At 63.3% G+C, this 19,391-nt stretch carries 13 protein-coding genes, 2 tRNA genes and 3 rRNA genes; 3 read left to right on the forward strand and 15 right to left on the reverse strand.

The features are described from left to right. The first annotated feature begins 5 nt into the window (after nucleotides 1-5). Nucleotides 6-215, forward strand: a complete 210-nt coding sequence (yacG, locus tag QM748_RS13170) for a DNA gyrase inhibitor YacG (RefSeq protein ID WP_415247387.1) — start codon at nucleotides 6-8, stop codon at nucleotides 213-215. Between the two features lie 61 nt (nucleotides 216-276). On the opposite strand, the gene QM748_RS13175 is transcribed toward yacG, so the two are convergent. Together QM748_RS13175 and QM748_RS13180 are read right to left on the reverse strand one after the other, a co-directional pair. Next, nucleotides 277-1,218: a Nudix family hydrolase gene (locus QM748_RS13175; RefSeq protein WP_415247388.1), complete on the reverse strand. Its 942-nt coding sequence runs from the start codon at nucleotides 1,216-1,218 to the stop codon at nucleotides 277-279. Continuing rightward, nucleotides 1,215-2,108 (reverse strand): ATP-binding protein, encoded by an 894-nt coding sequence (locus QM748_RS13180; protein WP_415247389.1) that lies wholly within the window; start codon nucleotides 2,106-2,108, stop codon nucleotides 1,215-1,217. The genes QM748_RS13175 and QM748_RS13180 overlap by 4 nt, the downstream gene beginning before the upstream one ends. A gap of 184 nt (nucleotides 2,109-2,292) precedes the next feature. On the opposite strand from QM748_RS13180, the gene QM748_RS13185 reads away from it, so the two are divergent. After that, nucleotides 2,293-3,549, forward strand: coding sequence for a murein transglycosylase A (locus QM748_RS13185; protein ID WP_415247390.1), 1,257 nt, complete (start codon nucleotides 2,293-2,295; stop codon nucleotides 3,547-3,549). Nucleotides 3,550-3,592: 43 nt separating this feature from the next. Here QM748_RS13185 and QM748_RS13190 read toward each other — a convergent pair whose 3' ends face one another. From QM748_RS13190 to rpsF, 12 genes are all read right to left on the reverse strand, one after another. Beyond that, complete coding sequence (locus QM748_RS13190; RefSeq protein ID WP_415247391.1) at nucleotides 3,593-4,342, reverse strand: DsbC family protein; 750 nt, start codon at nucleotides 4,340-4,342, stop codon at nucleotides 3,593-3,595. 18 nt (nucleotides 4,343-4,360) lie between these two features. Continuing rightward, entirely contained in the window at nucleotides 4,361-5,524 is a 1,164-nt protein-coding gene (locus QM748_RS13195; protein ID WP_415247392.1) for a UbiH/UbiF family hydroxylase, read from the reverse strand. A gap of 201 nt (nucleotides 5,525-5,725) precedes the next feature. Further along, nucleotides 5,726-5,839: ribosomal RNA gene (gene rrf, locus QM748_RS13200) — 5S ribosomal RNA — on the reverse strand. A 111-nt stretch (nucleotides 5,840-5,950) separates the two neighbouring features. Beyond that, nucleotides 5,951-8,835 (reverse strand): 23S ribosomal RNA (locus QM748_RS13205). Between the two features lie 247 nt (nucleotides 8,836-9,082). Further along, nucleotides 9,083-9,158, reverse strand: a tRNA-Ala gene (locus tag QM748_RS13210). Nucleotides 9,159-9,198: 40 nt separating this feature from the next. Further along, nucleotides 9,199-9,275: transfer RNA gene (locus QM748_RS13215), tRNA-Ile, on the reverse strand. A gap of 78 nt (nucleotides 9,276-9,353) precedes the next feature. Beyond that, nucleotides 9,354-10,889, reverse strand: a 16S ribosomal RNA gene (locus QM748_RS13220). The 16S, 23S and 5S rRNA genes sit together here with 2 tRNA genes alongside, the layout of an rRNA operon. A gap of 517 nt (nucleotides 10,890-11,406) precedes the next feature. Continuing rightward, complete coding sequence (gene dnaB, locus QM748_RS13225; RefSeq protein ID WP_415247393.1) at nucleotides 11,407-12,813, reverse strand: replicative DNA helicase; 1,407 nt, start codon at nucleotides 12,811-12,813, stop codon at nucleotides 11,407-11,409. A gap of 156 nt (nucleotides 12,814-12,969) precedes the next feature. Further along, nucleotides 12,970-13,422 (reverse strand): 50S ribosomal protein L9, encoded by a 453-nt coding sequence (gene rplI / locus QM748_RS13230; RefSeq protein WP_415247394.1) that lies wholly within the window; start codon nucleotides 13,420-13,422, stop codon nucleotides 12,970-12,972. 15 nt (nucleotides 13,423-13,437) lie between these two features. Then, on the reverse strand, nucleotides 13,438-13,713 hold the full coding sequence (rpsR, locus tag QM748_RS13235; RefSeq protein ID WP_002933051.1) for a 30S ribosomal protein S18: 276 nt from the start codon (nucleotides 13,711-13,713) through the stop codon (nucleotides 13,438-13,440). Between the two features lies 1 nt (nucleotide 13,714). Continuing rightward, entirely contained in the window at nucleotides 13,715-14,029 is a 315-nt protein-coding gene (priB, locus tag QM748_RS13240; RefSeq protein WP_415247395.1) for a primosomal replication protein N, read from the reverse strand. 1 nt (nucleotide 14,030) lies between these two features. Next, nucleotides 14,031-14,414, reverse strand: a complete 384-nt coding sequence (gene rpsF / locus QM748_RS13245) for a 30S ribosomal protein S6 (protein ID WP_415247396.1) — start codon at nucleotides 14,412-14,414, stop codon at nucleotides 14,031-14,033. A 264-nt stretch (nucleotides 14,415-14,678) separates the two neighbouring features. Here rpsF and QM748_RS13250 point away from each other — a divergent pair, with 264 nt between their 5' ends. Next, a complete protein-coding gene (locus tag QM748_RS13250) occupies nucleotides 14,679-15,059 on the forward strand; it encodes a hypothetical protein (RefSeq protein ID WP_415247397.1) in 381 nt (126 codons plus the stop codon). A 21-nt stretch (nucleotides 15,060-15,080) separates the two neighbouring features. Here QM748_RS13250 and hrpA read toward each other — a convergent pair whose 3' ends face one another. Next, the gene (hrpA, locus tag QM748_RS13255) at nucleotides 15,081-19,325 is read right to left on the reverse strand and encodes an ATP-dependent RNA helicase HrpA (RefSeq protein ID WP_415248070.1); all 4,245 of its coding nucleotides are present in this window, start codon (nucleotides 19,323-19,325) and stop codon (nucleotides 15,081-15,083) included. Nucleotides 19,326-19,391: the final 66 nt, after the last annotated feature.

The following is a 19,391-nucleotide window of genomic DNA, read 5'->3' on the forward strand; positions in this document are numbered from 1 at the left end:
AAGCCATGGCCGACACGCCACGCACCGTTTCCTGTCCGACCTGCAGCAAGCCCGTGGTCTGGAGTACCGAGAGCCGCTACCGGCCCTTCTGCTCGGCACGCTGCCGCCAGATCGACCTCGGCGCCTGGGCGTCCGAAGCCTATCGCGTCCCCAGCTCGCCGCCCGATGCCGGCGAAGCCGAGGATTTCCTCCCCCCGGGACAGGCACGCGACTGAAGGCCGCAGCGCCGCCGGTCCCACGATCTCCAGTTCGTCTTCCCGCTTTTCATCAGGCCTTTCAGGCCCGCCACGCGCCGCGGATCGCGGCGATGCCATGCGCACCGGCATCACGCGCCGCCTCCATGCTGTCCGGCTGCAGGCCGCCCAGCGCCAGCACCGGCAACGGCAGGCCAGCCGCCAGTTCGACGAAGCGCGCCCATCCCAGCCCGGGCAGGCCGGGATGGCTGGCAGTCGGGGCCACCGGGCCGAGCAGGGCGTAATCCAGCCCCAATGCCGCAGCCCGCTCGAGTTCGCCGCGGTCGTGGCAGGACGCGCCCACCCAGGCGCAATCGGGGCGCTGGGCCAGGCTCGCCAGCAGACGCGCAGGCAGATGCACGCCGTCGGCGCCGACGGTTCCGGCCAGAGCGGGATCGCCGTTGATCAGCACCAGGCCGCCGCAGCCATGGACGCGCGCGACGACTTCGCGCGCGAAACGCGCGCGCTGCGCGTCGTCCAGCGCCGGTTCGCGCACCTGGACCAGCCTCAGTCCGTCCGCCAGGGCACGGTCGAGCGCCGCGAGCTGGGCCTCGATGCCGATCTCGCCAGCGTGGGTGATCGCCATCAAGCGCGGCAGGCTCAGGGCCTTGAGGATCGGCCCGTTGGCCGGCAGCATCGGCTCGCGCGTGGTCAGGTCCGGCAGCACCCAGTCCAGCACGCTGTGCACCTTGCCATGCGGCTCGCCTTCCCAGGCCGAGACCTCGAAGAAGTGCAGGCGGACGTGGGCGTGCTCGTACAGGTGTTCGCGCAGCATCCAGGGCCGCAGATGGGTGACGCGGATGCCGAGCTCCTCGTCGAGTTCGCGGCACAGCGCCTGCGCCGGCGTTTCGCCCGCCTCGACCTTTCCGCCCGGAAACTCCCAGTAGCCGGCATACACGGTGTCCGGCCCGCGCTGGCCGAGCAGGTAGCGCCCATCGACACGCAGCAGCACGCCGGCGGCAACCTCGACACGCTTGCGCGTCACCGCCCGGCTCCTTCGCCGTGCTGCGCGGCTTCGCCGATCTGGCCAGCATAGTCGCGCGCGAACTGCCAGGCGACCCGGCCCGAGCGCGAGCCGCGCATCAGCGCCCACTGCAGCGCCTCCTGCCGCGCCGCGTCGATGCGCGCCTGCGGCACATCGAAGCTGGCAAGCCAGTGCGCGACGATGTCGAGGTATTCGTTCTGGCTGAAGGGATAGAAGGAAATCCACAGCCCGAAGCGCTCGGACAGCGAGATCTTTTCCTCGGTCGCCTCGCCGGGATGGATCTCGCCGTCGATGTGGCGGGCCTGCAGGTTCTCGTCGTGGTACTCGGGCATCAGATGGCGGCGGTTGGAGGTCGCATAGATCAGCACGTTGTCCGCCATCGCCGACACCGAGCCGTCGAGCACGCTCTTGAGCGCCTTGTAGGCATCCTCGCCTTCCTCGAAGGAGAGATCGTCGCAGAACAGGATGAAGCGCTCGGGCCGGCCTTCGACCAGCTCAACGATCTCCGGCAGGTTGACCAGATCGGTCTTGTCGACCTCGATCACGCGCAGGCCGCGATCGCTGTACTCAGCCAGCAAGGCTTTGATCAGCGAGGACTTGCCGGTGCCGCGCGCGCCGGTCAGCAGCACGTTGTTGGCCCGGCGGCCGGCAAGGAACTGCTGCGTGTTGCGGTCGATGCGTTCCTTCTGGTCATCGACGTCCTGCAGGTCGGCAAGGCGGATGCGGTGCGGCGAGCGCACCGGCTTGAGGGCTGCACGGCCGTGGCGCCGCTGCCAGCGGAAAGCCACCGCGGCATCCCAGTCGGGCGCCGTGGCAGGGCCGGGCAGCAGGGCCTCGAAGCGTTCGAGCAGCCGCTCGGCGCGGCTCATCAGGTCTGACAGCTCAGTCATCGTGTTCGTCCTTGTTGTCGCCGGCGTTTCCCCGGCGCGGCCAGGTCGCCCAGACGATGATCAGCAGCAGCACGAGCGCGAGCCCTGCTTCGAGAAAGATCACCCACATCGCAAACCTCGGGGCCGGGATGCTGCCACCGGTATACTGTTGTCCGAAAGCTTCGCAGTCTAACCGATCCCCTCCATGATTCCGGCTCCCTCCCATCCGGCACGCCTCGCGCTGCCCCTCTTGCTCGCATTGCTCGGCGCCTGCGCGAGCCCATCGCCGACACCCGATACCGAAGCGCAGTGTCCGCCGCAACGTGCCTGTCCGTCCTGTCCCAGCTGCCCGCCTGCGCCTAGCAAACCGGCGACATCTCCCCCCCCGCCGGCCGACGCCGCGGCAGAGCAGCCCCCCGCCGTCCAGGCAAGCTGGTCTGCGCTCCCCGGCTGGGGCGAGGATGACCCGGCCGACGCCTGGCCTGCCCTGCTCGCCTCCTGCTCCCGGCTCGCCCGGCAGCCGAACTGGCAGTCCGCCTGCACAGCGGCATCCGCACTCGGCAAGGCCCCCTCCAGCCAGCAGGCGCGCGCTTATTTCGAGCAGCAATTCGTCCCTTGGCAATTGTTCAACAGCGGCCCATCGGCGGAAGGCCTGGTGACCGGCTACTACGAGCCGCTGATCCGCGGCAGCCGCAGCCGCTCCAGCCAGTATGCGTGGCCGATCCACGGCGTACCCGCGGACATGCTGACGATCGAGCTCGGCGACGTCTATCCCGAGCTGAAATCCATGCGCCTGAGAGGGCGTATCGTCGGCAACAAGATCCTGCCCTACTGGACGCGGGGACAGCTGGATGAGCGCGGCGCACAGCTGCCTGCGCCGGTGCTGCTGTGGGCGAACGATCCGATCGACCTGTTCTTTCTGCAGGTGCAGGGCTCTGGGCGCGTCCAGTTGCCCGACGGCAAGACCGTTCGCATCGGCTACGCGGACCAGAACGGACACCCCTACCAGTCGATCGGACGCTGGCTGGTGGCACAGGGAGAGCTGAGCCTGGAGCAGGCTTCGATGGATGGCATCAAGCGCTGGGCACGGGAGAATCCGGCTCGCCTGCGCGAAATGCTCAATTCCAATCCGAGCTACGTCTTCTTCCGCGAACTGCCGGCTTCGGACGGTGGACCGATCGGCGCGCTCAACGTCCCGCTGAGCGAAGGCCGCAGCATTGCGGTCGATCCGCGCTACGTACCGCTCGGGGCACCAGTGTTCCTGGCGACGAGCCTCCCGCTGAGTACGCGTCCGCTGAACCGCCTGGTGCTGGCACAGGACACCGGCAGCGCCATCAAGGGCGCAGTACGGGCGGATTTCTTCTGGGGGTTCGGCGAAAGTGCCGGACGGGAAGCGGGAAGGATGCGTCAGCAGGGGCGGATGTGGGTGCTGCTGCCCAAGGGGATGAAGCCTCCCCGCTGAACGACGGCCCCTGGCACCTCGCCGGTACCGGGGGCTGTCCAAATCACTTGGATCGGGCCGCGGCCTTGGGCTTCACTTCGGCAAGCGCTTTTTCGAGCTCCGCCGCGGGCATGTAGCCACCGATGCGGGTGCCGTCGGCCAGGAAGATCGTCGGCGTGCCGCTGATGCGCAATTGCTGGCCCAGCTGCACGTTCTGCGCCACTGCCGTGACGTCGCAATCGGCGGCAGCCGGCTCCTTGCCATCCAGCACCCAGCCGGTCCAGGCCTTGGCCTTGTCCTTCGCGCACCAGATGTTGTTCGACTTGGTGGCCGAATCCTCGCTGAGGATCGGATACAGGAAGGTGTAGATCGTGACGTCATCCATGCCGGCCAGATCCTTGGCCAGACGCTTGCAGTAGCCGCAGTTCGGATCCTCGAAGGTCGCGATCACGCGCGTCCCCTTGCCCTTGACCTGCTTGACCGCACGTTCCAGCGGCAGCGAGGCGAAATCGATCGCGGACAGTTCGTTCAGGCGGGCCTGGGTGACGTCGCGGCGAGTCTTCATGTCGATGATGCTGCCGTCGATGACGAATTCCGCCTTGGCATCGGTATAGACGAGTTGGCCATTCTTCAGCACCACTTCGTACAGCCCACCGTACGGCGTCTTCGTCACCGACTCGACCGCGGGCGCGCCAATGAAGCCTTCAACGCCTTTCCTTACCGCCTCTTCCGAGGCCTGGGCCAGCCCCATCGTCGTCAGGCCCAGCAGCAGCGCGATCGAACGTGCCACGGTACGTTGAGCAAACAAAGTCATCTATATCTCCGGATGGTTTCAGAACCGCCCATTGGCCGCATAGCGCGTCAAGGCGTTGGTTAGGACAGGCAAGCTGCCGGTGAGGTTCATCCCGGTATTGCGCAGCGCGGCAAGAATCGGGTTGGGGTGATTGAACAGACGGTTCAGGCCGTGTGTGAGGTACTGCATCAGAAAAGGCTCTTCAGCACGCGCACGTGCATAGCTGCGCAGGATGGCAAGCTCGCCGATGTCCCGCCAGGTGGGTGCCTGTGCAAGCGCCTCGGCCAGCGCCTTCGCGTCCTGGAAGCCGAGATTGATGCCATGGCCGGACAAGGGATGGATGGCGTGGGCCGCGTCGCCGATCAGGGCGATCCGCGGCTTGACCACCGTATCGACGCGCATCAGGCGCAGCGGAAAAGCCGCCCTCGGCGTGATCTGGCGAAACTCTCCCAGCGCATGCCCTCCCGCAGCAGCGACCTTGTCGCAGAATGCAGCGTCATCGAGCGCAAGCAGATTTTCAGCCGCTTCGTCGGGAGCCGACCAGACCATGGAGATCCGGTTTCCTGGCAAGGGCAGCCAAGCCAGAACCCCGTCGCTGCGGAACCACTGGAAGGCCGTTGCACGATGGGGCAAGGCACAGTCGAAGTTCGCCACCACGCCGCGCTCGCCATAGGCGGAGACGCTGGCCTCGATGCCCGCCTGCTGCCGAACCCAGGACTCGCGCCCATCGGCACCGACGACAAGACGCGCCCGCAGCACCCTGCCGTCCTGCAGGCCGAGGGAAACCCCATCGTCCGCAACAGTGAGACTCGCCGGCGATGCCGGACAGAACAGCGTGACGTTGTGCTGCCGCTTCAGGCTTTCCCACAACTCGCGATGAATGCGGCTGGACTCACCGATCCAGGCCAGTTCGGACAAACCGCTGTCGTAGGCAGAGAAGCGCAGCGCACCGCCCGCGTCACCGAAAATCCGCATTTCGGCAACCGCTTGCAGGCGCTCCCGTTCCAAGTGCTGCCAGGCACCGAGCTCATCCATGAAGCGGACGCTCGCCGAGCTATAGGCGTACACCCGTTGATCCCAGTCCGCCGGCAAGCGCGGCGCACTCGTCTCGATAACGGCCACCTTCAGGTGAGTGCGGCGCAACGCAACCGCGAGCGCCGCGCCTGCCAATCCGCCGCCGACGACAATCAGGTCGAAATTCATTCAAACATCCAGGCGTTGCCTTCGAACTCGGCATTGTGCCGAATGGCGGGATCATCGTCACGCTTCGACCCACCACGAACGAGACTTCTGCCCGCGTATGGGGATTGGATGTTGCAGCGTTTTTCTGTGCGTTGACGCCTTGCTGTAGACGCAAAAACGCCCGAACGTTGTACATGTTCGGGCGTTTTTTTGTGTGAGTTAGTCTGACGATGACCTACTTTCACGAGGGCGGACCTCACTATCATCGGCGCGTTTGTGTTTCACGGTCCTGTTCGGGATGGGAAGGGGTGGTACCACAAAGCTATGGTCGTCAGACTGTGACTTGTTCCCTGCGTGGGTTGCAGGGCAAAGGAGGAAGAAGTGTGTGTTGTGTGATTGGTGCGCGCGCTGCGCACGTTACGAGTTCTAGTGTGCATTCAAGGTTATAGGATCAAGCCACACGGGCAATTAGTATCGGTTAGCTCAACGTGTTGCCACGCTTCCACACCCGACCTATCAACGTTGTGGTCTTCAACGACCCTTCAGGGGGCTCGAGGCCCCGGGGAAGTCTCATCTTGAGGCGAGTTTCCCGCTTAGATGCTTTCAGCGGTTATCTCTTCCGCACATAGCTACCCGGCGATGCGACTGGCGTCACAACCGGTACACCAGGGGTGCGTCCACTCCGGTCCTCTCGTACTAGGAGCAGGCCCTCTCAAACTTCCAGCGCCCACGGCAGATAGGGACCAAACTGTCTCACGACGTTTTAAACCCAGCTCACGTACCACTTTAAATGGCGAACAGCCATACCCTTGGGACCGACTACAGCCCCAGGATGTGATGAGCCGACATCGAGGTGCCAAACTCCGCCGTCGATGTGAACTCTTGGGCGGAATCAGCCTGTTATCCCCAGAGTACCTTTTATCCGTTGAGCGATGGCCCTTCCATACAGAACCACCGGATCACTATGACCTGCTTTCGCACCTGCTCGACTTGTGGGTCTCGCAGTCAAGCCACCTTTTGCCATTGCACTATCAGTACGATGTCCGACCGTACCTAGGTGACCTTCGTACTCCTCCGTTACCTTTTGGGAGGAGACCGCCCCAGTCAAACTGCCCACCATGCACGGTCCCCGACCTGGATTCACAGGCCTGGGTTAGAACCTCGACGACACCAGGGTGGTATTTCAAGGATGGCTCCACCGGAACTGGCGTCCCGGTTTCATAGCCTCCCACCTATCCTACACAAGTCCCGTCAAAGTCCAATGCAAAGCTACAGTAAAGGTTCATGGGGTCTTTCCGTCTAGCCGCGGGGAGATTGCATCTTCACAAACATTTCAACTTCGCTGAGTCTCAGGAGGAGACAGTGTGGCCATCGTTACGCCATTCGTGCAGGTCGGAACTTACCCGACAAGGAATTTCGCTACCTTAGGACCGTTATAGTTACGGCCGCCGTTTACCGGGGCTTCGATCAAGAGCTTGCACCCCATCACTTAACCTTCCGGCACCGGGCAGGCGTCACACCGTATACGTCCACTTTCGTGTTTGCACAGTGCTGTGTTTTTAATAAACAGTCGCAGCCACCGATTCTCTGCGGCCCCTTCGCCCTTCGGATGTTCTCCTACAAGCTAACGGGGCATACCTTCTCCCGAAGTTACGGTATCAATTTGCCGAGTTCCTTCTCCTGAGTTCTCTCAAGCGCCTGGGTATTCTCTACCAGCCCACCTGTGTCGGTTTGCGGTACGGTCAGTTCTAGACTGAAGCTTAGAGGCTTTTCCTGGAAGCTGGGTATCAGTTGCTTCAGACCCGAAGGTCCTCGTTATCACGCCTCAGCTCAGCCCGGCGGATTTGCCTACCGGGCACGCCTACACGCTTGAACCACCTATTCCAACAGATGGCCAACCTAACCTTCTCCGTCCCCCCATCGCATCTAAAACCGGTACAGGAATATTGACCTGTTTCCCATCGACTACGCATTTCTGCCTCGCCTTAGGGGCCGACTCACCCTGCGCCGATGAACGTTGCGCAGGAAACCTTGGGCTTACGGCGAGGGTGCTTTTCACACCCTTTATCGCTACTCATGTCAGCATTCGCACTTCCGATACCTCCAGCATCCCTTACGAGACACCTTCGCAGGCCTACGGAACGCTCCCCTACCACGTGTCAAAGACACATCCGCAGCTTCGGTTCATGGCTTGAGCCCCGTTACATCTTCCGCGCAGGACGACTCGACTAGTGAGCTATTACGCTTTCTTTAAAGGGTGGCTGCTTCTAAGCCAACCTCCTAGCTGTCTGTGCCTTCCCACCTCGTTTGCCACTTAGCCATGCATTTGGGACCTTAGCTGGCGGTCTGGGTTGTTTCCCTCTTGACACCGGACGTTAGCACCCGATGTCTGTCTGCCGTATATCACTTTGCGGTATTCGGAGTTTGCTATCGCGGGGTAGATCGCAGTGACCCCCCCAACGATTACAGTGCTCTACCCCCGCAAGTGTCCGTACGACGCACTACCTAAATAGTTTTCGGGGAGAACCAGCTATTTCCGGATTTGTTTAGCCTTTCACCCCTATCCACAGCTCATCCCCTAACTTTTCAACGTTAGTGGGTTCGGACCTCCAGTACCTGTTACGGCACCTTCATCCTGGCCATGGATAGATCATCCGGTTTCGGGTCTACGCCCAGCAACTACGACGCCCTTATCAGACTCGCTTTCGCTACGCCTCCCCTATTCGGTTAAGCTCGCTACTGAACGTAAGTCGCTGACCCATTATACAAAAGGTACGCAGTCACCCCTTTCGAGGCTCCCACTGTTTGTATGCATGCGGTTTCAGGATCTATTTCACTCCCCTCCCGGGGTTCTTTTCGCCTTTCCCTCACGGTACTGGTTCACTATCGGTCGATCACGAGTATTTAGCCTTGGAGGATGGTCCCCCCATCTTCAGACAGGATTACACGTGTCCCGCCCTACTTGTCGCACGCTCAGACCCGCCACCGGCTTTTCGCATACGGGACTATCACCCTGTATCGTCGGACTTTCCAGACCGTTTTGCTAAGCTGATGGTTTAGTCGTGCAGGCTACTCCGCGTTCGCTCGCCACTACTTGCGGAATCTCGGTTGATTTCTGTTCCTGCGGCTACTTAGATGTTTCAGTTCGCCGCGTTCGCCTCCTCTGGCCTATGTATTGAGCCAGGGATGACCCTTGCGGGCCGGGTTTCCCCATTCGGACATCGTGGGATCAAAGCTCTATTGCCAGCTCCCCCACGCTTTTCGCAGGCTTACACGTCCTTCATCGCCTGTGATCGCCAAGGCATCCACCACATGCACTTAGTCGCTTGATCCTATAACCTTGGTGCCTCAATGAAGCACCCCTGTCACAGGTCGAACTCGTTTGTGCGGCCCAAACTGTGCTGACAACGCAGTCTGAGCCAATGCAATCACACAACTGCAGTACGCACCGGCTCGATGCGTACTACACTTCTTCCACTTTGTTAAAGAGCAAACCTCAAACCGGCTTCTCGCCGATCAAGAAGTCAGAGATGGTGTCTATCCAAACACCATCTCTGACTTCCCGAAACACACATGACCTGGTGGAGCTGGTCGGGATCGAACCGACGACCTACGGCTTGCAAAGCCGCCGCTCTCCCAGCTGAGCTACAGCCCCCTTGTCTCAAGCAAACTTGATTCGGAGCAACCTAAAACTCTGGTGGGTCTGGTTGGGTTCGAACCAACGACCCCCGCCTTATCAAGACGGTGCTCTAACCAGCTGAGCTACAGACCCTCTCATGCACTTCGAGGCTCTTCGCCTGAACAACCGATAAGTTGTGGATACTTGGCAACCATGACCTCTTTTCTCTTGAAAGGAGGTGATCCAGCCGCACCTTCCGATACGGCTACCTTGTTACGACTTCACCCCAGTCATGAATCTCACCGTGGTAAGCGCCCCCCCGAAGGTTAAGCTACCTACTTCTGGTGAAACCCACTCCCATGGTGTGACGGGCGGTGTGTACAAGACCCGGGAACGTATTCACCGCAGCATGCTGATCTGCGATTACTAGCGATTCCGACTTCACGTAGTCGAGTTGCAGACTACGATCCGGACTACGATCGGCTTTAAGGGATTGGCTCCACCTCGCGGCTTGGCAACCCTCTGTACCGACCATTGTATGACGTGTGAAGCCCTACCCATAAGGGCCATGAGGACTTGACGTCATCCCCACCTTCCTCCGGTTTGTCACCGGCAGTCTCACTAGAGTGCCCAACCAAATGATGGCAACTAGTGACAAGGGTTGCGCTCGTTGCGGGACTTAACCCAACATCTCACGACACGAGCTGACGACAGCCATGCAGCACCTGTGTTCTGGCTCCCGAAGGCACTCTCGCCTCTCAGCAAGATTCCAGACATGTCAAGGGTAGGTAAGGTTTTTCGCGTTGCATCGAATTAATCCACATCATCCACCGCTTGTGCGGGTCCCCGTCAATTCCTTTGAGTTTTAACCTTGCGGCCGTACTCCCCAGGCGGTCAACTTCACGCGTTAGCTGCGTCACTCAGTGCATTGCTGCTCCGAACGACTAGTCGACATCGTTTAGGGCGTGGACTACCAGGGTATCTAATCCTGTTTGCTCCCCACGCTTTCGTGCATGAGCGTCAGTACAGGCCCAGGGGGCTGCCTTCGCCATCGGTGTTCCTCCACATCTCTACGCATTTCACTGCTACACGTGGAATTCCACCCCCCTCTGCCGTACTCTAGCCTGCCAGTCACAAGCGCAGTTCCCAGGTTAAGCCCGGGGATTTCACGCCTGTCTTGGCAAACCGCCTGCGCACGCTTTACGCCCAGTAATTCCGATTAACGCTCGCACCCTACGTATTACCGCGGCTGCTGGCACGTAGTTAGCCGGTGCTTCTTAGTCCGGTACCGTCATCCACACCCTCTATTAAAAGATGCGATTTCTTCCCGGCCGAAAGAGCTTTACAACCCGAAGGCCTTCTTCACTCACGCGGCATGGCTGGATCAGGGTTGCCCCCATTGTCCAAAATTCCCCACTGCTGCCTCCCGTAGGAGTCTGGGCCGTGTCTCAGTCCCAGTGTGGCGGATCATCCTCTCAGACCCGCTACAGATCGTCGCCTAGGTGGGCCTTTACCCCACCTACTAGCTAATCTGACATCGGCCGCTCCAATCGCGCGAGGCCCGAAGGTCCCCCGCTTTCTCCCTCAGGACGTATGCGGTATTAGCACATCTTTCGATGTGTTATCCCCCACGACTGGGTACGTTCCGATGCATTACTCACCCGTTCGCCACTCGCCGCCAGGCCGAAGCCCGCGCTGCCGTTCGACTTGCATGTGTAAAGCATGCCGCCAGCGTTCAATCTGAGCCAGGATCAAACTCTTAAGTTCAATCCTACAAAGTACTCAAAATACTGACTTGCAGTATGAGCACCTAATCATTGTGAAACCGTGGCCGAAGCCACCGAGACCACAACCACCAAGCACCCACACTTATCGGTTGTTCAAGTTTTTAAAGATCCGTGCCGGTCAGCACAGAAGCGAGATTATGATCAACATCCAACAACCTGTCAACCACCCGGGAAACTTTCTTCAACACAACAAAAAAAGAAAACCCGAAAAAAACCGCTTCCAAAACCAACCGCAACCCCCGCAACACCCGCCAAAATCACCCGGGCACCGCGAGAAAGATCGGCATTATAGACACCAACACAAAACCGTCAAGAACTACACGCAACAGAAATATCTATTCAACCATCAGAGGCTCGCAACCCACCAGGCAGCAGACGCAGAATGGGGCGGACCGCACAGGTTGAACGAAGCCAAATCCATCACCGTCCGACCACCTCCACTCCCCGCAAACGATGGGCGTCGCCCGCAGCTCTACCCTATCGTGCCCCGGCCAGCGTCAGAAACCCTGGCCCCCCGCGTAGTTCTCGAAACGCGTGTTCTCGCCGATGAAGGTCAACCGCACCGTGCCGGTCGGGCCGTTACGGTGCTTGCCGATGATCAGCTCCGCCGTGCCCTTGTCCGGCGAGTCCGGGTTGTAGACCTCGTCCCGGTAGATGAACATGATGATGTCCGCATCCTGCTCGATGGCGCCCGACTCGCGCAGGTCCGACATCACCGGGCGCTTGTTGGGGCGCTGCTCCAGACTGCGGTTGAGCTGGGACAGCGCGATGATCGGCACGTGCAGCTCCTTCGCCAGCGACTTCACCGAACGCGAGATTTCCGACAGTTCGGAGGCGCGGTTGTCGCCTTCCCGGGTGCCGCTCATCAGCTGCAGGTAGTCGATCACCACCAGCCCGAGCCGGCCGCACTGCCGCGCCAGCCGGCGCACGCGCGCGCGCAGGTCGATCGGATTGAGGCCGGGAGTCTCGTCGATGTAGAGCGGCGCATCGTAGAGCTTGCCCATCGCCATCGTCAGCCGTTGCCAGTCGTCGTCGGTCAGGCGGCCGCTGCGGATCTTCTGCATGTCGATGCGTCCGACCGAGGAGATGAAGCGGGTCGCCAGCTGCGTGCCAGGCATTTCCATCGAGAAGATCGCCACCGGCAGGCGCTGGTCGATGGCGATGTGTTCGGCAAGGTTCAGCGCAAACGTGGTCTTGCCCATTGCCGGGCGGCCGGCGACGATGATCATGTCCGACGGCTGCAGCCCGGAAGTCTTCTCGTCCAGATCCACCAGGCCGGTCGGCACGCCGGTGACTTCGGACGGATTGTCGCGGTCGTACAGCTCCTGCACCCGGTCGACGACCTGCTTCAGGATGGGCTGGATCGAGACGAAGCCGCTGGCATGGCGCGCACCGGCTTCGGCGATCTCGAACACCTTGGCCTCGGCTTCGTCCAGCAGCGCCTTGGCGTCCTTGCCCGACGGGCTCAGCGCGCTCGCGGCAATCTCGTCGCCCACCGCCACCAGCTTGCGAAGGATCGCCCGCTCGCGAACGATCTCGGCATAACGGCGGATGTTCGCTGCCGACGGCGTGTTGTTGGCGATTTCCGCGAGATAGGCCAGCCCGCCGGCCTGCTCCGCCTCACCGCTCTTTTCCAGCGACTCGTAGACCGTGACGACGTCGGCCGGCCTGCCCTGATCGACCAGCTTGGTGATGTGGCGGTAGATGCGGCGATGGTCGTCCCGGTAGAAATCCGCCTCGTTGGCCAGGTCGGCAACACGCTCCCAGGCCTGGTTGTCGAGCAAGATGCCGCCGATCAGCGACTGCTCCGCCTCGAGCGAATGGGGCGGGAGCTTGATGTGCGCGATCTGCGGATCAGGCAGGTAATCAGGAAAACCGGAAGACGAAGAACTCATCACGAACATCCTTGGGGAGCAGCACCCCGCATTCTATTCACTCGATGCCGCGCCCGCATTGCCTCCCAGCGCGGCGGCGATGCCAGGCACAAACACTGGACCAGGAAGCAAAAAGGGCTGCCCCGAAGGCAGCCCTTTTCATCTGCGCAAGAAAACCCGCAGGAATTACTGCTGATCGCCGACCACGGCAACGGTGATGGTAGCCAGCACATCGGCGTGCAGGCCGATCTCGAGCTGGACTTCACCGACTTGCTTCAGCGGACCGTCCGGCATGCGGATGGCAGCACGATCGATGTCGAAGCCTTGGGCAGCCAGCGCTTCGGACACGTCGGCATTGCCGACCGAGCCGAACAGGCGGCCGTCCATGCCGGCCTTGCGCGCGACCTGGACCGACACGCCTTCCAGCTTGCCGGCCAGTTCCTGGGCGGCGGCCAGCTTTTCGGCCTGGACACGTTCCAGTTCGGCACGGCGGGCTTCGAACTCGGCCAGGTTGGTTTCCGTGGCGCGCTTGGCCTTGCCTTGCGGGATCAGGAAGTTGCGGGCATAGCCGTCCTTGACCTTGACCACGTCACCCAGGGCACCGAGGTTGACGACCTTCTCGAGAAGAATGATCTGCATGTGTTCGCTCCTCTCTTACTGGTGCAGGTCGGTGTAAGGCATCAGGGCCAGGAAACGGGCACGCTTGACGGCGACCGACAGCTGGCGCTGGTAACCCGCCTTGGTGCCGGTGATGCGCGCCGGCATGATCTTGGCGTTTTCGGTGATGAAGTCCTTCAGGATGTCCACATCCTTGTAGTCGACTTCCTCGATCTTCTCGGCAGTGAAGCGGCAGAACTTGCGGCGCTTGAACAGGCCACGACCACCACGGTCATCCTTCTTCTTGAACTTGGACTTGGGCTTGAAAGCCATTTCAGTTTCCTTCCAGATATTCGATTGTATTCAGGTGCAGCACCGGGCTTCGACTGCGCAGGCTCCTCGCCGCGAGGAAGCCGCTGATCCGCACTGCCGCCCCGGGTTTCGCCGCTGCCAGCACGCCGGCGAGATCGCCGACCGCCACCGCCTGCATCTCGACCGAAACGTCGCGGGCCAGGCCCGCCTCGGTCTGCTTCGATTCGTGCGCCAGCACACAGCTTGCAACCGGCACACCAGCAGGGGTTCGACGCAAGGGCAGCAACTCTGCCACGCGCGCGTCGAGGCGCAGTTCGTTCAACCCGGGATCAGGCAACTCAGGCGGCAGCCGCTTCGCTGTCGGCCGGCTTGTCTTCGGACGAAGTGCTCAGCGAGCGCGACTTCTCTTCCTTCATCATCGGCGAAGGCGTGGTGACGGCCTTCTTCATCTTGATGGTGAGGTGGCGCAGCACGGCATCGTTGAACTTGAAGGCGTGCTCGAGTTCGGCCAGCGTTTCGCCGTCGCACTCGATGTTCATCAGCACGTAGTGGGCCTTGTGCACCTTCTGGATCGGGTAGGCCATCTGGCGGCGGCCCCAGTCTTCCAGGCGGTGGATCTGGCCGCTGCGGCCGGTCACGATGGTCTTGTAACGCTCGACCATCGCCGGCACCTGTTCGGACTGGTCCGGGTGGACGATAAAGACGATTTCATAATGTCGCATGCAGACTCCCTTGCGGTTGGTTGTTGCAGCTCCCCGGCATGCGGTCCGGTGGAGCAAGGAAAGCCGGGCAGTCTATCAAGAACGGCTGAAAAATCAAAGTCTGCATCGAAACCAGAAGACAGCGGCTCCTCACACAGGCACATCCCCACGGCTGTCCGACAAAGCCTGCTTACACTCCGCCTCTGCGCCGTAGCCCGCATCTCGCCTACTATCCGGAGCCATATCGGGGCGCGGCCCCGATCACCTGACTGAACGAGGCAGCCCATGACGCCCTCCCTTGCCCGCAGGATCGCCACCACCCTGATCTGCGGCACACTTTTCGCAGCTGCCGGCCAAGCCGTTTCCGGCCCGCCGGTGGTAGTGGCCGAACGCGGCCATCGCCACTGGAACGACAGGCATCCGCCCAGGCCCGACCACGGCTGGGAACGCCGCAACTGGGATCGCCATGACCGGGGCCGCAGCGTGTACCGTGAAAAAATCGTCATCCGCGAGCTGCCTCGCCGCATCCGCGAACGCGAGGTACACCACCACTACTACGCTCCACCTTCCTACTACGATCGCCCTTACCGGGCCTACGGCCACAGCGCTCCGCCCGCCGTGGTGATCGGCATCGACGTTCCGCCCATCGTCATTCCGCTGCGCTGACGAAACGGCAGCCGGCCCTGCTCAACGCGGCCGGCTGTCCCAGATTTTCTGCAGGCGCTTGGCCGATACCGGCATCGGCGTGCGCAACTCCTGTGCATACAGTCCGACGCGCAGTTCTTCCAGCAGCCAACGGAACTCCTCCAGCGCCGGATCCTCCACACCTGCACGGCGGCGAGCCTGGCACTCCCGCTCCCAGGCCTGCGCCAGGCCTTTCCATTCCGCCATCGACTGCGCATCACGCACCGGATTGTTGCGGAGTTTGTCCAGCCGTACCGAGGCGCCTTTCAGATAGCGCGGGAAATGCGCCAGCCGCTCCCATGGGAAGGCCAGCAGGAAATCCTTCGGCAATAGCGCCACAAGCTGAGCCTGGATGTCCGCCACCGCCTCCGGGAAGGTCTTCAAGCCCGCCATGCGCTTCTGCAGGGCCGCATGCTCGGCCAGCAACTGGCCGGTCAGGCGCATGAACTCCTGCGCAATCAGGCTGATACGCGGCTTGGCTTCGGCGCAGCGCCGGGTGAAGTCATCGGCACTCATAGGCATGGGGTCGAGCAGGCAGCAGCGGGCCAGCGTCGCCTCGACCAGGCGCGCCTTCAGTTCGGCCTCGGTGCCGAAGCTCATGTACTGCAAGGCCAGCTCACGCAGGCCGGGCAGGCGCTCGACTGCCTTCACCTGATCCTTCAGATTGAGCGCGAACAAGCGCGCCAGGCCGCGCCGATGCACCCGTGCCGCTTCCTCCGGCGTGTCGTAGGGGCGCAGCGACACGCTGTCACCATCGTCGTGCAAGGCAGGGAAACCGATCACTTCCCGGCCGGCGACACGCACTTCCAGCAATTCGGGCAGATCGCCGAAAGACCAGGCGGTGAAGCCGGAGAGGGTTGGCGCCGGGGTTTCGGCCGCCGCTGCAGAATCCTCTGGCCCGGCGCGCCGCTGCTTGGCGCGCCCCTGTTGCTCCATCCTGTCCGCCGGGGCCTTCCCTGACGCATCCGGCGCCGCAGCCGCTCGCGCCTCGCCCGCCCGGCCGGCCATGGAATGCTGCGCAGCTTTTTCCCCTCTCTGTCCGGCCACCCCCGCCCCGGACAGTGCCTCCGCCATCGCACCGCCGATCTTCGCCGCAGAGAAGCGCGCCGCCACCTGCTCGCGGAAGCGTGCGCGCAGCTCCATCAGGTTGCGCGACTGCCCCATCACCCGGCCGTGCTCGTCAACGATGCGGAAGTTCATGAAGCAATGCGGCTTCAGATTCTCCGGCCGGAAGCTCTCCAGCGGCAGCTTCAGCTGCACGCGCTCCTCGACGAAACGCTGCAGCATCTTCAGCAGGGGCTCGTCGGTATCGAACTCGCCCGCTTCATAGACCGCCATGAAGGCCGCCGCGCTGTCGGGCACCGGCTGCAGGCGGTGGCGGTGCTTCTGCGGCACGGTCTTCATCAGCGCCGCGACCTTTTCTTCCAGCAGGCCGGGCACCAGCCACTCGCAGCGGTTGGCGGGAATCTGGTTCAGCATCGCCAGCGGCACCGCCAGCGTCACGCCGTCGTCGGCCTCGCCCGGCTGGTGCAGATAGGCCAGCTTGAGCTTCTGGCCGAGCACTTCCATCGCGGCCGGGAAGCGGTCGGTGGTGACGCCTTCGGCCTCGTGCCGCATCAACTGCTCGCGCGACAGGTGCAACAGCTTGGGTTCGGCCTTCTCCGCCTTCCTGCGCCAGGCTTCGAAACCGGCCACATCGCAGACATCCTCCGGCAGCTTGCTGTCGTAGAAGGCCTCGATCAAAGCCTCGTCCACCAGCACGTCGGGACGGCGCGACTTGTGCTCCAGCCGTTCGATTTCCTCCACCAGGCGCCGGTTGTGGGCCAGGAAAGCCATGCTGCGCGCGGCGCCGTCGGCGATCTCGCCCTGCACCAGCCCCTCGCGGATGAAGAGCTCGCGGCACAGCGCCGGATCGATGTCGCGGTAGGCCACGCCCCGGCGCGGATAGATCACCAGCCCGTACAGCGTGCCGCGCTCCCAGGCCCGCACCGCGCCGGACGATTTCGACCAGTGCGGCTCGAACACCTGCCGGCGCAGCAAGTGGGCGCCGACCTCCTCGACCCATTCCGGCTCGATGCGGGCGATGCAGCGGCCGAACAGGCGCGAGGTTTCGACCTGCTCCGCCGCCATGATCCACTTGCCGGCCTTCTTCGCCAGCGCCGAACCGGGATGCGGCCAGAACTTGATCCCGCGCGCGCCGAGATAAGAGCCTGCCTGCTGCCCCGAGGCGTCCTCGATGCGGCAGCCGACGTTGCCGAGCAGGCCGGCGAGCAGCGCCTTGTGGATGGCTTCATAGTTGGCCGGCTGGTCGTTCTCCTTCCAGCCGTGCTCGGCACACAGTGTGTGCAGCTGGGCGAACACGTCGCGCCACTCGCGCATCCGCATGGTGTTGAGGAAGTGTTTCTTGCACCAGGCTTTCTGCTTGCTGGACGACTCGTGGCGCTGCACTTCGTCCCAGGCCTTCCACAGCTGCCAGTACCAGAGGAACTCCGATTTCTGGTCCTGCTCGCCGCCGCGGAAGCGGGCGTGGGCCTGGTCGGCCACGCCGGGGCCGTCCTGCGGGCGTTCGCGCGGATCCTGCACCGACAGCGCGGCGGCGATCACCAGCACTTCGGCCAGCGCGCCGCGCTCGCGCGCGGCCAGGATCATGCGGCCGATGCGCGGGTCGAGCGGCAGCTTCGCCAGCTCGATGCCGCTCGGCGTCAACCTGCGCTCATCATCGTCGGTGACCGCGCCGAGTTCGGCGAGCAGCGCATAGCCGTCGCCGATCAGGCGCGAGCCGGGCGCGTCGATGAAGGGAAAATCCTCCACCGCGCCGAGCTTCAGCGACTTCATGCGCAGGATCACGCCGGCCAGCGAGGAACGCAGGATCTCGGGATCGGTGTGCGCCTGGCGGCGCTTGAAGTCGTCCTCGTCGTAGAGGCGGAAGCAGATGCCGTCCATGACCCGGCCACAGCGGCCGGCGCGCTGCTGCGCCGCCGACTGCGCGATCTTCTCGACCTGCAGCTGCTCGACCTTGTTGCGCGCCGAATAGCGCTTGACCCGCGCCAGGCCGGTATCGACCACGTAGCGGATGCCGGGCACGGTCAGCGAAGTCTCGGCGACGTTGGTCGACAACACCACCCGCCGCCCGTTGGACGGCGAGAACACCCGCGCCTGCTCCTGCGCCGACTGGCGCGCGAACAGCGGCAGGATCTCGGTGCCGGGCAGGTGGTGCGCCTTTCTCAGCGCTTCGGCGGCTTCGCGGATCTCGCGCTCGCCGGGCAGGAAGACCAGTACGTCGCCCGGCCCGCAGCGCTGCGCCTCGTCGACCGCATCGACCAGCGCATCCAGCAGATCGCGGTCGCGGCCCCTGCCGCCATCCTCCCGGCGGCGCTCCCCCCTCGCCGCCGCTGGCGCCGCATCGTCGCTCTCCACCGGCCGGTAGCGCAGCTCGATCGGATACAGGCGGCCGGAGACCTCGATCACCGGCGCCGGCCGGCCTGCGGCATCGGCGAAATGTTTGGCGAAGCGCTCCGCGTCCAGCGTCGCCGAGGTCACGATCAGCTTCAGGTCGGGCCGGCGCGGCAGCAGCGTCCTCAGGTAGCCGAGCAGGAAGTCGATGTTCAGGCTGCGCTCGTGGGCCTCGTCGATGATCAGGGTGTCGTAGGCCGCGAGCAGCGGATCGGTCTGGGTCTCGGCGAGCAGGATGCCGTCGGTCATCAGCTTGATGTGGCTGCGCTCGCCGGTCTTGTCGGTGAAGCGGATCTTGTAGCCCACGGCCTGGCCGAGCGGGCTGTTCAGCTCCTGCGCGATTCGGCTCGCGGTGGCGCGCGCCGCCAGCCGGCGCGGCTGGGTGTGGCCGATCAGGCCGGCCACGCCGCGTCCCAGCGTCATCGCGATCTTGGGCAACTGGGTGGTCTTGCCCGAGCCGGTTTCGCCGCAGACGATGATGACCTGGTGCGCGGCCATGGCCGACGCGATCTCGTCGCGCCGCGCCGACACCGGCAGCTCCGGCGGGAAATCCGGCACCGGCAGGGCCGCGCGGCGGGTCGCGAAGGCGGCGCGCGAACGCTCCAGCAGGGCATCCAGATCGGCCTGCAGGCGGGCATGCCGCTCCTGCGCCTTCGGCTCCGCGCCCGGCCGGCGCCCCAGTTCGCGGCTCAGCCGCCGCAGGCGCGGGCGGTCGGCACTGAGGCAGTCGCCGAAAGCCTCGTCGGCTTTCCGCGCGTCGGACGGGCGGCGTGCGCCCCGGTGTTCAGCCCTCATTGGGTGGTCGGTCGTTTTCATCAGGCCGCGCATTATCTCCCGCATCGTCCTCCGCGGGCACGGCGG

This window comes from Thauera sp. (assembly GCF_047601425.1).
Classification (GTDB): domain Bacteria; phylum Pseudomonadota; class Gammaproteobacteria; order Burkholderiales; family Rhodocyclaceae; genus Thauera.